The organism is Methylobacterium sp. NFXW15 (genome assembly GCF_049887755.1).
Classification (GTDB): domain Bacteria; phylum Pseudomonadota; class Alphaproteobacteria; order Rhizobiales; family Beijerinckiaceae; genus Methylobacterium.
On the sequence record NZ_JAGEKG010000003.1, the window covers coordinates 554,931 to 570,097 of the forward strand.

At 65.2% G+C, this 15,167-nt stretch carries 9 protein-coding genes and 1 tRNA gene; all 10 read left to right on the forward strand.

Annotated elements, in window-relative coordinates:
- Positions 1 to 67 precede the first annotated feature (67 nt).
- The 10 genes from J4O73_RS09820 (at position 68) to rpoC (ending at position 14,957) form a co-directional block, all read left to right on the forward strand.
- Positions 68 to 144: transfer RNA gene (locus J4O73_RS09820), tRNA-Trp, on the forward strand.
- A gap of 170 nt (positions 145 to 314) precedes the next feature.
- A complete protein-coding gene (gene secE, locus J4O73_RS09825) occupies positions 315 to 611 on the forward strand; it encodes a preprotein translocase subunit SecE (RefSeq protein WP_378967022.1) in 297 nt (98 codons plus the stop codon).
- Between the two features lie 42 nt (positions 612 to 653).
- The gene (gene nusG, locus J4O73_RS09830; protein WP_378967020.1) at positions 654 to 1,187 is read left to right on the forward strand and encodes a transcription termination/antitermination protein NusG; all 534 of its coding nucleotides are present in this window, start codon (positions 654 to 656) and stop codon (positions 1,185 to 1,187) included.
- Positions 1,188 to 1,314: 127 nt separating this feature from the next.
- Positions 1,315 to 1,764, forward strand: a complete 450-nt coding sequence (rplK, locus tag J4O73_RS09835) for a 50S ribosomal protein L11 (protein ID WP_238248985.1) — start codon at positions 1,315 to 1,317, stop codon at positions 1,762 to 1,764.
- A gap of 10 nt (positions 1,765 to 1,774) precedes the next feature.
- On the forward strand, positions 1,775 to 2,473 hold the full coding sequence (rplA, locus tag J4O73_RS09840) for a 50S ribosomal protein L1 (protein ID WP_378967018.1): 699 nt from the start codon (positions 1,775 to 1,777) through the stop codon (positions 2,471 to 2,473).
- A gap of 165 nt (positions 2,474 to 2,638) precedes the next feature.
- A complete protein-coding gene (locus J4O73_RS09845) occupies positions 2,639 to 4,282 on the forward strand; it encodes a B12-binding domain-containing radical SAM protein (protein ID WP_426216802.1) in 1,644 nt (547 codons plus the stop codon).
- Positions 4,283 to 5,260: 978 nt separating this feature from the next.
- Positions 5,261 to 5,779 (forward strand): 50S ribosomal protein L10, encoded by a 519-nt coding sequence (gene rplJ, locus J4O73_RS09850; RefSeq protein WP_378967013.1) that lies wholly within the window; start codon positions 5,261 to 5,263, stop codon positions 5,777 to 5,779.
- Positions 5,780 to 5,830: 51 nt separating this feature from the next.
- Positions 5,831 to 6,211, forward strand: a complete 381-nt coding sequence (gene rplL, locus J4O73_RS09855) for a 50S ribosomal protein L7/L12 (RefSeq protein ID WP_378967011.1) — start codon at positions 5,831 to 5,833, stop codon at positions 6,209 to 6,211.
- A 242-nt stretch (positions 6,212 to 6,453) separates the two neighbouring features.
- Positions 6,454 to 10,578, forward strand: a complete 4,125-nt coding sequence (gene rpoB, locus J4O73_RS09860; RefSeq protein WP_426216804.1) for a DNA-directed RNA polymerase subunit beta — start codon at positions 6,454 to 6,456, stop codon at positions 10,576 to 10,578.
- Between the two features lie 170 nt (positions 10,579 to 10,748).
- Positions 10,749 to 14,957, forward strand: a complete 4,209-nt coding sequence (gene rpoC, locus J4O73_RS09865) for a DNA-directed RNA polymerase subunit beta' (protein ID WP_426216806.1) — start codon at positions 10,749 to 10,751, stop codon at positions 14,955 to 14,957.
- Positions 14,958 to 15,167: the final 210 nt, after the last annotated feature.

A 15,167-nucleotide genomic window follows, 5' to 3' on the forward strand; every position in this document is an offset into this window, starting at 1 on the left:
GCGGCAGCCCTTGCATCCGCGATGCGGTTGCGGCATGGAGCCTTCGCGTCGCGCAAGCGGTGCACACAGGAGTGTAGCTCAACTGGTCAGAGCGCCGGTCTCCAAAACCGGAGGTTGCGGGTTCGAGTCCCTCCACTCCTGCCAGTTCCGGCCCCTGCCGCTCCGTGGTCGACAAGTCTTCTGACTTGCGCTAGAGCGGCTCCGATCCGAGATCTGAAGCGACCGTCGGTGCGGGCTGGAATGGCCCTCGGCGCCGGGCGTTCGCGTTTTTGAACGCAGCCGCAAGGCACGTATCCGTCAACGAATCTGGCGCCATGGCATCGAACGAAGCGACGAAGAAGGTGGACCTCGCCCGCGGCACGAACCGCGGTCGCGATGTCGTGCCGCCCGCCCGTCAGACGCCGCCTGCCAAGGTGCCTCAGAAGCGTGTCGGCCCTGGCGAGTTCTTCTCCCAGGTCCGTGACGAGGCCCGCAAGGTCACGTGGCCGTCCCGCCGCGAGACCACCATCACCACGATGATGGTGTTCATCATGGTGGTGGTGACGAGCCTTTTCTTCACCGTGGTCGATCAGGCCATGCGCTTCATCGTCGGCCTGATCCTCGGGCTCTGAGGGGCGTCACGCCCCGGACTTCATCGGAGTTGAGCGAAAGCCGTGTCCAAGCGCTGGTACATCGTCCACGCCTATTCGAATTTCGAGAACAAGGTCGCCCAGTCCATCAAGGACCAGGCCGCGCAGCGCGGGCTGACCGACCTGTTCGACGAGGTGATGGTTCCGACCGAGAAGGTCGTCGAGGTGCGCCGCGGCCGTAAGGTCGATGCCGAGCGCAAGTTCTTCCCCGGCTACGTCCTCGTGAAGTGCGACCTCACCGACGAGGTCTACCACCTCATCAAGAACACCCCGAAGGTCACGGGCTTTCTCGGCGCCGACAAGTCCAAGCCGGTGCCGATCCCGGATGCCGAGGCCGAGCGCATCAAGGGTCAGGTCGCCGAGGGCGTCGATCGCCCGAAGCCCTCGATCTCGTTCGAGATCGGCGAGACCGTCCGCGTGGCGGATGGCCCGTTCGCAAGCTTCAACGGCACCGTCGAGGAAATCGACGATGCACGTTCCCGCCTGAAGGTGGCCGTGTCGATCTTCGGCCGTGCCACTCCGGTGGAACTCGAATACGCCCAGGTCGAAAAGGTCTGAGCGTAAAACACGCGGGAGATCCGCCCGGCTTCGCCTCCGGGAGCTTCGGTTCGTACCGCGACCTGCAACCGTCCGACCCGCCGCGCCTCGGCAGCGTGGGGGCGGATGAACATTGGGAGCAGTCCCCATGGCGAAGAAGATCACGGGCTACGTGAAGCTTCAGGTCCCAGCTGGCGCCGCCAATCCGTCGCCGCCGATCGGCCCCGCGCTCGGTCAGCGCGGCCTCAACATCATGGAATTCTGCAAGGCCTTCAACGCGAAGACCGCGCAGATGGAGAAGGGCACCCCGATCCCGGTGATCATCACCGCGTATCAGGACCGGTCCTTCACCTTCGAGATGAAGCAGCCCCCAGTCACCTTCTTCCTGAAGAAGGCGGTGGGCCTGAAGATCGGCAAGAAGCCGGCTTCCGGCTCCAAGACCCCGGGCAAGGGCCCGACTGTCGGCAAGATCACCGAAGCGCAGCTGCGCGAGATCGCCGAGAAGAAGATGCCCGACCTCAACTGCGATTCCGTCGAAGCGGCGGTCGCCATGATCCGGGGTTCCGCCCGGGCCATGGGCCTCGAAGTCACGGCCTGAGGAGGGACAGATGGCACGCGAAGGAAAGCGCATCCGCGCCGCCCGCGAGGGCCTGGAGCCGACCAAGCTCTACCCGCTCGCCGAGGCGATCAAGCTCGTGAAGGAGCGGGCGACCGCGAAGTTCGACGAGACCGTCGAGGTCTCCATGAACCTCGGTGTCGATCCGCGTCACGCCGACCAGATGGTCCGCGGCGTCTGCAACCTGCCGAACGGTTCCGGCCGGACGGTGCGCGTGGCGGTGTTCGCCCGTGGCGCCAAGGCTGACGACGCCAAGGCCGCTGGTGCCGACATCGTCGGCGCTGAGGATCTCCTCGAGATCGTTCAGGGCGGCAAGATCGACTTCGATCGTTGCATTGCGACCCCGGACATGATGCCGCTCGTCGGCCGTCTCGGTAAGGTGCTGGGCCCGCGCGGCCTGATGCCGAACCCGAAGGTCGGTACCGTCACGATGGACGTGAAGGGCGCCGTCGCCGCCGCCAAGGGTGGCGCCGTCGAGTTCCGCGTCGAGAAGGCGGGCATCGTCCACGCCGGTATCGGCAAGGTCTCGTTCGATGCCGACAAGCTCGTCGAGAACATCAAGGCGTTCGCCGATGCGGTGGCCAAGGCCAAGCCGACCGGCGCCAAGGGAACCTACGTCCAGCGCATCGCCGTCACCTCGACGATGGGCCCGGGCGTGAAGGTCGAGCCGAACACGGTTCTGACCGCCTGATCCCGGCGATCGTTCGCCTTTAGAAGCGTCCGGCCCATGGCCGGGCGCTTTTTGTTTGTCTGGGCCGATGCGGCAAGCCCCTGGGTCGCTTCGTCTCTCGCCTCACGCCATTCTTAACTGCTGAAGGGGGGCGCCAACGCGCACGGCTGTGCTAGATACACATTCATGCGCAGCACCGTCTCCGTCACGTCCCGTCGACGCATCCTCTGCGTCTTCCCCGCCTATACGCCGTCCTTCGGCACATTTTCCCACGCCTACCCACTCATGGGCGGCGTGAAGGCGTTCATGCCGCCTCAGGGGCTCCTCGTCATCGCGGCCTACATGCCCGAGAGTTGGGAGTGCCGCTTCATCGACGAGAACATCAAACGGGCCTCCGCAGCGGATTTCGCCTGGGCGGACGCGGTGTTCGTCTCCGGCATGCATATCCAGGAAGGGCAGATCCACGACATCTGCGACCGTGCCCACGCGGCCGGTAAGCTCGCGGTGCTCGGCGGTCCCTCCGTCTCCGGCGCGCCGGAGAAGTATCCGGATTTCGACTGCCTCCACATCGGCGAGATCGGCGATGCGACGGACCGGCTGATCGCCCGCCTCGATGCGGGTGTGGCTCGACCGACCTCGCAGGAGACTTACGAAACCGCCGACCGCCTCGCCCTCGCGGACTTTCCTGTCCCAGCCTACGAGGCCGTGCCGCTGAAGCGCTACCTGATCGGTTCGCTGCAATTCTCGTCCGGCTGCCCCTATCGCTGTGAGTTCTGCGACATCCCGCAGCTCTACGGACGGCAGCCGCGCCTGAAGACCCCTGAGCAGCTTTGCGCCGAGCTCGACGCCATCGTCAGCCAGCCGGGCCACCCGGCGGTGGTCTATTTCGTGGACGACAACTTCATCGGCAACCGCAAGGCGACGCGCGAGATGCTGCCGGTGCTGGTGGAGTGGCAGAAGAAGAACAACTACCCGCTCCAGTTCGCCTGCGAGGCGACCCTGAACATGGCCAAGCAGCCCGAGATTCTCGAGCTGATGCGGCAGGCCAACTTCATGACCGTGTTCGTCGGCATCGAGACGCCGGAAGCCGAGGCGCTGAAGGGTATCGACAAGACCCACAACGCCGCCGTGCCGATGTACGAGGCGATTTCGACCCTCAACTCCTACGGGCTTGAGGTCACGTCCGGCATCATCCTCGGCCTGGATTCCGATACGGACAAGTCGGAGCAGAATCTGATCGACTTCATCGATCGCTCGGCGATCCCCGTTCTTACCATCAACCTTCTCCAGGCCCTGCCGAAGACGCCCCTATGGGACCGGCTGGAGAAGGAGGGCCGCCTCATCCACGATGCTGCGCTCGAATCGAACGTGCTGTTCAAGCGCCCCCACGACACGGTGGTGGCGAGCTGGCGCCGGGCCATCGCTCACGCTTACGACCCGGAGAAGATCTTCGAGCGGTTCAAGCATCAGTGCGAGGTGACCTACCCGCACCGGATCACCACGCCGACGGCGGGCAAGCTGACGCTCACCAACCTGCGGCGCGGGTTGATCCTTGGCTTCAACATCATCACACGGGTCGGGCTGTTCTCGGATTATCGCGGGCCGTTCTGGCGGGCGGCGGGCTATGCCCTGAAGCGTGGGCAGATCGAAGCGGTGTTCAACATGGGCTTCGTGGCCCACCACCTGATCCGCTTCACCCGTGAGGCCCTGCGCGGCGAGCACAACGCCTCGTTCTACGCGGCCAAGGCTGCCGAGGCGAAGGAGGCCGAGGAGCGGAGCTGGTGGGAGAATGCCCGCCGTCGATTCGTGCCGGAGCGCGAGGCAGCGTAAGCCGGCCTCGCCGCAGGTTTGTGCCGGCATCTAGGAAGACATCCGCAAGTCGTGTGGATAAGCCGTCGAGGGGGGCAAAGCTCTGTCTCGACGCGCAAAGATGTAGCCTGAGACGAGCCAAAGACGTGACAGCCTAAGACGCTGATCCTAAGCTTGGCCGGTCAGTCGATCACCCTCCGACGCGACGGCTTCGGGCATGGAAGCCTGTGGCGGAGCTAGCCGGCCGCCGCCTGAGAGCAGGCATGTCGGAGGAGGTGAGGACGATGATCGTGTTTCCGCTGATGGTGAGCATCACCATCGCGAAAACGCGAGACGGGTGGCGGTTCGCCATCCATCTCGCTTTGATGATCTAGTCGGATCGTCTGATAAGAGGGCCCGCGGGGTGCCTCCCGCGGGTCCTCGCCAAGGAAGATATCCCCGGTGACCCAAAAAGCAAAGCCATCCGTCAGGACCCGCCCGACGGTGGCGAGCGGTGCATGGCAGCCATTCCAAGCTTCGTCCCTTGCCTGCGGCGGAAAAGTCGCGCTTCGGGCCTTGGCAGGCGGCTTGCTAGGTTCTATACACCGCGCCTCACGCTTTTTCATTTGATCAAGGGATACGGCCGATAGGCCGGCTTCCGTTCGAAATGTCGTCCGGGTGACCGGACGTCACTGGCCAGCGGGATCCAGAGGGTGAACAGCCCGATGGAGCCTTGCTCGGCCATGTCCTGTCCGAGACTGCAGGCGCTGGTTCGCCAGCTTAATCGCAAAGCCTGCACAGACGGGGATGACCGACGTTTTACGACAGCCGCGCCAGGCTTCGGCCAGGCAGGCAATCGGTTTGAACCAACTCACCCGGTGAGCTCCCTCGGGAGCGGGTCGGGGACAGGGCCGCGAAGCGTCGTTCGGACGTTCACGGTCTTTCGCGAGGCCGAGCACGTCCGGGCGGCATGTGCAACCGGCGGAGCCAATCCAGGTTCCGCCAACCGGAGAGAGCCCAGTGGACAGGACAGCAAAGGCTGATCTCGTCTCGACGCTCAACGGCGTGTTCAATCAGAGCGCCGTCGTCGTCGTGGCCCACTACAAGGGCCTCACGGTTGCCGACATGCAGAAGCTGCGTTCGCAGATGAAGCAGGCCGGCGCCACCGTGAAGGTCGCCAAGAACAGCCTCGCCGGCATCGCTCTGGAAGGCACGGACGTCGCCTCCATCAAGCCGCTCCTGAAGGGCCCGACCCTGCTCGCCTATTCGGGCGATCCGGTCGCCGCCGCCAAGGTCGCGGTCGACTTCGCCAAGACGAACGACAAGCTCGTGATTCTTGGCGGGGCGATGGGCACGACCTCCCTGAACCCCGATGGTGTGAAGGCGCTCGCCTCGCTGCCGTCGCTCGACGAACTGCGCGCCAAGCTCGTGGGCCTTATCCAGGCTCCCGCGACCAAGATCGCCCAGCTCAGCACCGCGCCGGCAGCCAAGCTCGCCCGCGTGTTCGGGGCTTACGCCAAGAAGGACGAGGCCGCCTGAGGCCCCTTCAAAACCCAACCGTTCGAACCGATATCCTGAAAGGACACCAACATGGCTGATCTCGCCAAGATCGTCGACGACCTGTCGTCGCTGACCGTTCTCGAGGCCGCCGAGCTCGCCAAGATGCTCGAAGAGAAGTGGGGCGTCTCCGCCGCTGCCGCCGTCGCCGTCGCCGCTGGCCCGGCCGCTGGTGGTGGCGCTGCTGCCGCTGCCGAGGAGCAGACCGAGTTCACGGTCGTTCTCGCCAGCGCTGGCGACAAGAAGATCGAGGTCATCAAGGAGGTCCGCGCGATCACCGGTCTCGGCCTCAAGGAAGCCAAGGACCTGGTCGAGGGCGCTCCCAAGCCGGTCAAGGAAGGCGTGTCCAAGGACGACGCCGCCAAGCTCAAGGCCCAGCTCGAGAAGGCTGGCGCCAAGGTCGAGCTCAAGTAAGACGGCGATGGGCCGCCAACGGCCCATCACTCTCCGGCGCGCCTCTCGAGGCTGACCGGAACCGGAGCCCGCGGGTGTTCGCACCCGCGGGCTAAGGTCGCTTCGGGCGACCGGTGGGCCCTGAAACGGGTTCGGCGGAATTCGGGACGGGTGGCGTGGTCCGGCGGGGCGCGCGTCACAGCCACGGCGCGGGAGCCTCGAGCTTCCCCGGGCAACGGGCACGCGGAATGGAGCGAGGTCACATGGCCAACACGCTGGTCGGTCGCAAGCGCATTCGGAAGTTCTTTGGCAAGATCAAGGAAGTGACGCAGATGCCGAACCTCATTGAGGTTCAGAAGGCATCCTACGAGCAGTTCCTGATGGTCGACGAGCCGGAGGGTGGCCGCGCCGACGAGGGCCTGCAGAGTGTGTTCAAGTCGGTCTTCCCGATTTCGGACTTCGCCTCGACGGCCCTGCTCGAGTTCGTCCGTTACACGTTCGAGCCGCCGAAGTACGACGTGGACGAGTGCCGTCAGCGCGGCATCACCTTCGCGGCTCCGCTGAAGGTGACGCTGCGTCTCATCGTGTTCGATGTCGATCCGGACACGCAGGCCAAGTCGGTCAAGGACATCAAGGAGCAGGACGTCTACATGGGCGACATGCCCCTGATGACGGAGAACGGCACCTTCATCGTCAACGGCACCGAGCGCGTCATCGTCTCGCAGATGCACCGCTCGCCGGGCGTGTTCTTCGACCACGACAAGGGCAAGACCCACTCCTCGGGCAAGCTCCTGTTCGCCGCGCGCATCATTCCGTATCGCGGCTCGTGGCTCGATGTGGAGTTCGACGCCAAGGACATCGTGCATGTCCGCATCGACCGGAAGCGCAAGCTGCCGGTGACGTCGCTGCTCTACGCCCTGGGCCTCGACGGCGAAGAGATCCTGTCGACCTTCTACAACCGCGTTGTCTACGACCGCGACGGTGCCGACTGGCGCGTGCCGTTCGATGCCGAGCGCATGAAGGGTCTGAAGGCGACGACCGACCTGATCGACGCCGAGTCCGGCGAGGTTGTGCTGGAGGCGGGCAAGAAGCTCAACGCCCGCAACGCCCGGCAGATCACCGAGAAGGGCGTCAAGTTCCTCAAGGCGACCGACGAGGATCTCGTCAGCCAGTACATCGCCGAAGACCTCGTCAACATGCAGACGGGTGAGATCTGGGCCGAGGCGGGCGAGGAGATCACTGAGAAGCTGCTCAAGGCGCTCGACGATGTCGGCGTCACCGAGCTCCCCGTGCTCGACATCGACCACGTCAACATCGGCCCGTACATCCGCAACACCCTGGCCGTGGACAAGAACTCCGGCCGCGAGGGCGCGCTGTTCGACATCTACCGGGTCATGCGTCCCGGTGAGCCGCCGACGCTCGATACCGCCGAGGCGATGTTCCACTCGCTGTTCTTCGATGCCGAGCGCTACGACCTCTCGGCGGTCGGCCGCGTGAAGATGAACATGCGTCTCGACCTCGACGCCGCCGACACCGTGCGTACCCTCCGCAAGGAGGACATGCTGGCGGTCGTCAAGGCGCTGGTGGAACTGCGCGATGGCAAGGGTGAGATCGACGACATCGATCACCTCGGCAACCGCCGGGTGCGCTCTGTCGGCGAGCTCATGGAGAACCAGTACCGTCTGGGCCTGCTCCGCATGGAGCGCGCCATCCGTGAGCGCATGAGCCAGGTCGATATCGACACGGTCATGCCGCAGGATCTGATCAACGCGAAGCCCGCCGCTGCGGCGGTGCGCGAGTTCTTCGGCTCGTCGCAGCTCTCGCAGTTCATGGACCAGACCAACCCGCTCTCCGAGGTCACGCACAAGCGTCGTCTCTCGGCCCTCGGCCCGGGCGGTCTGACCCGTGAGCGCGCCGGCTTCGAGGTGCGCGACGTGCACCCGACCCACTACGGCCGCATCTGCCCGATCGAGACGCCGGAAGGCCCGAACATCGGTCTGATCAACTCGCTGGCGACCTTCGCCCGCGTGAACAAGTACGGCTTCATCGAGACCCCGTTCCGCCGCGTGCGCGACGGCGTGGTGACGGATGAAGTCGCCTACCTCTCCGCCATGGAGGAGGCGAAGTACTACGTCGCGCAGGCCAACGCGCAAATGGATGAGGCCCGCAAGCTCACGGAAGACCTCGTGGTCTGCCGTCGTGCCGGCGAAGTCATCGTCGTCGGGCCCGAGCGCGTCGATCTGATGGACGTGTCTCCGAAGCAGCTCGTGTCTGTGGCGGCGGCGCTCATCCCGTTCCTCGAGAACGACGACGCCAACCGCGCCCTCATGGGCTCGAACATGCAGCGCCAGGCGGTGCCGCTGGTCCGCGCCGACGCTCCCTTCGTGGGCACCGGCATGGAAGCGGTCGTCGCCCGCGACTCGGGTGCCGCCATCGCGGCCCGCCGCACGGGCATCGTCGATCAGGTGGATGCGACGCGTATCGTTATCCGCGCGACCGAAGAGGCCGATGCGAACAAGCCCGGCGTCGACATCTACCGTCTTCAGAAGTTCCAGCGCTCCAACCAGTCGACCTGCATCACGCAGAAGCCGCTGGTCCGCGTCGGCGAGTTCGTGAAGAAGGGCGAGATCATCGCCGACGGTCCCTCGACCGAGTTCGGTGAGCTGGCGCTCGGCCGGAACGTGCTCGTCGCGTTCATGCCGTGGAACGGCTACAACTTCGAGGACTCGATCCTGCTCTCCGAGCGGATCGTGAAGGATGACGTGTTCACCTCGATCCACATCGAGGAATTCGAGGTGATGGCCCGCGACACCAAGCTGGGTCCGGAAGAAATCACCCGCGACATCCCGAACGTCTCGGAAGAGGCGCTCAAGAACCTCGACGAAGCCGGCATCGTCTACATCGGTGCCGAGGTCCATGCGGGCGATATCCTCGTCGGCAAGATCACGCCGAAGGGCGAGAGCCCGATGACGCCGGAGGAAAAGCTCCTCCGCGCCATCTTCGGCGAGAAGGCCTCCGACGTGCGTGACACGTCGCTCCGCGTGCCCCCGGGCGTCACTGGTACCATCGTCGAAGTGCGGGTGTTCAACCGGCATGGCGTCGACAAGGACGAGCGCGCCCAGGCGATCGAGCGCGAGGAGATCGAGCGTCTCGCGAAGGATCGCGACGACGAGCAGGCAATCCTCGACCGCAACACCTACGCCCGTCTGGCGGATGTGCTGATCGGTCAGGCACCGGTGGCCGGGCCGAAGGGCTTCAAGAAGGACACCACGCTCACCCGCGAGCTGATCAACGACTATCCGCGTTCGCAATGGTGGCAGTTCGCCGTCATCGACGACCGTCTCATGACCGAGATGGAAGCGATGCAGAAGCAGTACGACGAGTCGAAGAAGCGTCTGGAGCAGCGCTTCCTCGACAAGGTCGAGAAGCTGCAGCGCGGCGATGAGCTGCCGCCCGGCGTCATGAAGATGGTCAAGGTCTTCGTGGCGGTGAAGCGCAAGATCCAGCCGGGCGACAAGATGGCCGGCCGTCACGGCAACAAGGGTGTCGTGTCGCGGATCGTGCCGATCGAGGACATGCCGTTCCTGGAGGACGGGACGCATGCCGACATCGTGCTCAACCCGCTGGGCGTGCCCTCGCGCATGAACGTCGGTCAGATCCTGGAGACGCACCTCGGTTGGGCGGCTGCGGGCTTGGGTCGCAAGGTGTCCAAGGCGGTCGATGCCTATCTCAAGACACAGGACATCGCCCCGCTGAAGCAGGAGATGGAGTCCATCTACTCCCCGTCGGAGTTGGAAGGCCTGTCCGATGAGGATCTGCTGGAGGCGGGCAACAACGTCCGTCGCGGCGTGCCGATGGCCACTCCGGTGTTCAATGGCGCCAAGGAGGCCGACATCGAGCAGATGCTGGAGATGGCCGGGCTAGACCGCTCGGCGCAGTCGACGCTCTACGACGGGCGGACCGGCGAGCCCTTCGACCGCAAGGTCACGATGGGCTACATCTACATGCTGAAGCTGCACCACCTCGTGGACGATAAGATCCACGCGCGGTCGATCGGCCCGTACTCCCTTGTCACCCAGCAGCCGCTGGGCGGTAAGGCGCAGTTCGGCGGTCAGCGCTTCGGTGAGATGGAGGTCTGGGCGCTGGAGGCTTACGGCGCCGCCTACACCCTGCAGGAGATGCTCACCGTCAAGTCGGATGACGTGGCTGGCCGCACCAAGGTCTACGAGGCCATCGTGCGCGGCGACGACACGTTCGAGGCGGGCATCCCCGAGTCGTTCAACGTGCTCGTCAAGGAGATGCGCTCGCTCGGCCTCAACGTCGAGCTGACGTCCTCCAAGAAGGCGGCGAACGACCAGCTGGAGCCCCCGGCCGACGCGGCCGAGTAGCACTCGCAAGACACCTCCCGTGGCGGCGGCAACGCCGCCACGGTCGAGCGGGGAGGGGAGGAGCCTCCTGCACGACGGCGAGCCGAGCCCCTGGGGCATGGCGCCGGCCCTTTTTTTGAAGACGCTGCGGCCCGGCGCGGGGCCGGCGGCGTCGAGCCGAGGAGCGGATCATGAACCAAGAGGTCATGAACCTTTTCAACCAGCAGCCGCAGCCGGTGAATTTCGACCAGATCAAGATCTCGATCTCGTCGCCGGAGAAGATCCTCTCCTGGTCCTACGGAGAGATCAAGAAGCCCGAGACCATCAACTACCGGACCTTCAAGCCCGAGCGCGACGGCCTGTTCTGCGCGCGCATCTTTGGGCCGATCAAGGATTACGAGTGCTTGTGCGGCAAGTACAAGCGCATGAAGTACAAGGGCGTCATCTGTGAGAAGTGCGGCGTCGAGGTGACGCTGGCGCGCGTCCGGCGCGACCGCATGGGCCACATCGAGCTGGCCGCCCCCGTCGCGCATATCTGGTTCCTGAAGTCGCTGCCCTCGCGCATCGGCCTTCTGCTCGACATGGCCCTCAAGGACCTCGAGCGGATCCTGTACTTCGAGTCGTACTGCGTCATCGAGCCGGGCCTCACCCCCCTGAAGGAGCGTCAGCTCCTGACGGAGGAGGAATACCTGCGCGCTCAGGAGGAGTACGGCGAGGACAGCTTCACCGCCATGATCGGCGCCGAGGCGATCCGCCGGATCCTGCAGGAGCTCGACCTCGACAAGATCGCCAATGACCTCCGCGAGGAGATCGCGGTCACGACCTCCGAGCTGAAGCCGAAGAAGCTCCTGAAGCGCCTCAAGATCATCGAGGCGTTCCAGATGTCCGGCAATAAGCCAGAGTGGATGATCCTGACGGTGATCCCCGTGATCCCGCCGGACCTGCGCCCGCTGGTCCCGCTGGATGGCGGTCGCTTCGCCACGTCCGATCTGAACGATCTGTATCGCCGCGTCATCAACCGCAACAACCGCCTCAAGCGGCTGATCGAGCTGCGCGCGCCGGACATCATCATCCGCAACGAGAAGCGGATGCTGCAGGAGGCCGTCGACGCTCTGTTCGACAACGGCCGCCGCGGCCGCGTCATCACGGGCGCCAACAAGCGCCCGCTGAAGTCCCTCGCGGACATGCTGAAGGGCAAGCAGGGCCGCTTCCGCCAGAACCTCCTCGGCAAGCGCGTCGATTACTCCGGCCGTTCGGTCATCGTGGTCGGCCCCGAGCTGAAGCTGCACCAGTGCGGCCTGCCGAAGAAGATGGCGCTGGAGCTGTTCAAGCCGTTCATCTACGCGCGCCTCGACGCCAAGGGTTTCTCGGCCACCGTCAAGCAGGCCAAGAAGCTCGTGGAGAAGGAGAAGCCGGAGGTTTGGGACATCCTCGATGAGGTGATCCGCGAACACCCGGTGATGCTGAACCGCGCGCCGACGCTGCACCGTCTCGGCATCCAGGCCTTCGAGCCGAAGCTGATCGAGGGCAAGGCGATCCAGCTGCACCCGCTGGTCTGCGCCGCGTTCAACGCCGACTTCGACGGCGATCAGATGGCCGTGCACGTCCCGCTGTCGCTCGAAGCGCAGCTGGAAGCGCGCGTGCTGATGATGTCGACGAACAACATCCTGCACCCGGCCAACGGCCAGCCGATCATCGTGCCCTCGCAGGACATCGTTCTCGGCCTCTACTACCTGTCGATCGTGGGCGAGGGGCTCCCGGGCGCCTTCGACGCGACCAACAAGCTGAACCCGATGCAGGGTGTCTACGGCAATATCGGCGAGCTCGAGCACGCCCTGGCCGCCGGCGTCGTGAAGCTGCATTCGAAGATCAAGTGGCGCTGGAAGGGCATCGGCCCGGATGGCGAGCCGCTGACCAAGACCTACGAGACCACGCCCGGCCGCGTGATCCTGTCCACCGCCCTGCCGCTGCACCGGAAGGTGCCCTTCGACGTCGTCAACAAGCTGATGACCAAGAAGGAGATCTCGGCGATGATCGACACCGTCTACCGCCACTGCGGTCAGAAGGAGTCGGTGATCTTCTGTGACCGCATCATGGGCCTGGGCTTCACCCACGCCTTCAAGGCGGGCATCTCCTTCGGCAAGGACGACATGGTCGTGCCGGAGAACAAGTGGGAGATCGTCGAGGGCACCCGCACGCTCGTGAAGGACTACGAGCAGCAGTACAACGACGGCCTGATCACCCAGGGTGAGAAGTACAACAAGGTCGTCGATGCCTGGGCGAAGTGCTCGGACAAGCTGGCCCAGGAAATGATGGGCCGCATCTCGTCCGTGCAGAAGGACGACACCGGCGCCGACAAGCAGGTCAACTCGATCTACATGATGAGCCACTCGGGCGCCCGTGGTTCGCCCGCTCAGATGAAGCAGCTCGCGGCGATGCGCGGCCTCATGGCCAAGCCGTCGGGTGAGATCATCGAGACGCCGATCATCTCGAACTTCAAGGAAGGCCTGGACGTTCTGGAGTACTTCAACTCCACGCACGGTGCCCGTAAGGGCCTCGCCGACACCGCTTTGAAGACCGCCAACTCCGGCTACCTGACCCGTCGTCTCGTCGACGTGGCCCAGGACGCGGTGATCCGCGAGGTGGATTGCGGCACCACCAACGGCATCAAGATGCGCGCCATCGTCGATGCCGGCCAAGTGGTCGCCACGCTCGCCACCCGCATTCTCGGCCGCGCCACGGCCGAGGACCTGGTCGCCCAGGACGGCACGGTCATCGTGAAGACCGGCGAGACCATCGAAGAGAAGCACCTGCCGGCGATCACCGCCGCCGGCATCCAGGAGGTGAAGATCCGCTCCGTGCTGGTCTGCGCCACCCGCAGCGGCGTCTGCGCCACCTGCTACGGGCGCGACCTCGCCCGCGGCACGCCCGTCAACATGGGTGAGGCCGTCGGCGTCATCGCGGCGCAGTCCATCGGTGAGCCGGGCACCCAGCTCACCATGCGCACCTTCCACATCGGCGGCGCCGCCCAGATCGCCGACTCGTCCTTCATCGAGTCGAGCTTCGAGGGCACGATCAAGATCCGCAACCGGGCTCTCGCGAAGAACTCGGACGGGGATCTCGTCGCCACCGGCCGTAACGTGGCGGTCGTCATCGTCGGGTCGGACGGGGTCGAGCGGGCGGTTCACCGTCTGCAATACGGCGCCCGCGTCCGCGTCGACGAAGGTGACAAGATCAAGCGCGGCCAGCGTATCGCCGAGTGGGACCCCTACACCCGTCCGATCCTCACCGAGGTCGACGGTATCGTGGCCTACGAGGATCTGTACGACGGCCAGTCGATCACCGAGACGACCGACGAGTCGACGGGTATCGCCAAGCGCGTCGTCATCGATTGGCGCGGTTCCGCCCGCACCTCCGACCTGAAGCCTTCGATGGTGGTGGTCGACAAGGACGGGAAGGCCGTGAAGCTGCCGCGCGGGTCGGATGCCCGTTACGCGCTGCCGGTCGATGCCATCATCGGCTACGATCCGGGGGCCAAGGTGAAGGCAGGCGACATCCTCGCCCGTGTCTCCACCGATTCGGCCAAGACCCGCGACATCACCGGCGGTCTGCCGCGGGTGGCGGAGCTGTTCGAGGCCCGGCGCCCGAAGGACGCGGCGATCATCGCCGAGAAGTCGGGCACGATCGCCTTCGGCCGCGACTACAAGAACAAGCGCCGCCTGACGCTGACGCCGCATGACGGGTCGGAGCCGGTCGAGTACCTGATCCCCAAGGGCAAGCACATCCACCTGCAGGATGGGGACGTGGTCGAGATCGGCGACTACATCGTCGACGGTAACCCTGCGCCGCACGACATCCTGGCGATCAAGGGCGTGGAGGAGCTTGCCGCTTACCTCGTCAACGAGATCCAGGAGGTCTACCGGCTCCAGGGCGTGTCGATCAACGACAAGCACATCGAGGTGATCGTCCGTCAGATGCTGCAGAAGGTCGAAGTGACCGATGGCGGCGATTCGGACATCCTCTCGGGTGACCAGATCGATCGGACCGAACTCGCCGAGTTCAACGAGAAGCTGATTGCCGAGGGCAAGAAGCCGATCCAGGGCGTGCCGGTTCTGCTCGGCATCACCAAGGCGTCGCTCCAGACGAAGTCGTTCATCTCGGCGGCCTCGTTCCAGGAGACCACCCGGGTGCTCACCGAGGCGGCGGTCAACGGCAAGGTCGATACGCTGGAAGGCCTCAAGGAGAACGTCATCGTCGGCTCGCTCATCCCGGCCGGTACCGGTTCGCTCGTCGCCGACATCCGTTCGGTGGCCCGTCGCCGGGACACGATGATCCTCCAGCAGCGTCAGACCGAGAGTGGCATCGACCCGGTCGAGGGCCTCCCGCCCGCCGCCGAGTGATCGAAGCACCATCGCCATAGGGAAAAGGGGCGGCCGAAGGGCCGCCCCTTTTTCGTTCCGCCGGCCCGACATCCGCCCGTTAACCACCGATCAACCATCCCGGCCGATAAATTTCGTGAGGGTCACCTTCCGCCGTGATGGGCGGGCAGCGTGGCAGTTGCGGCACATCGGAACGGTTCGGCAGTGGCGGCGACGAGACGAGCGCGACCG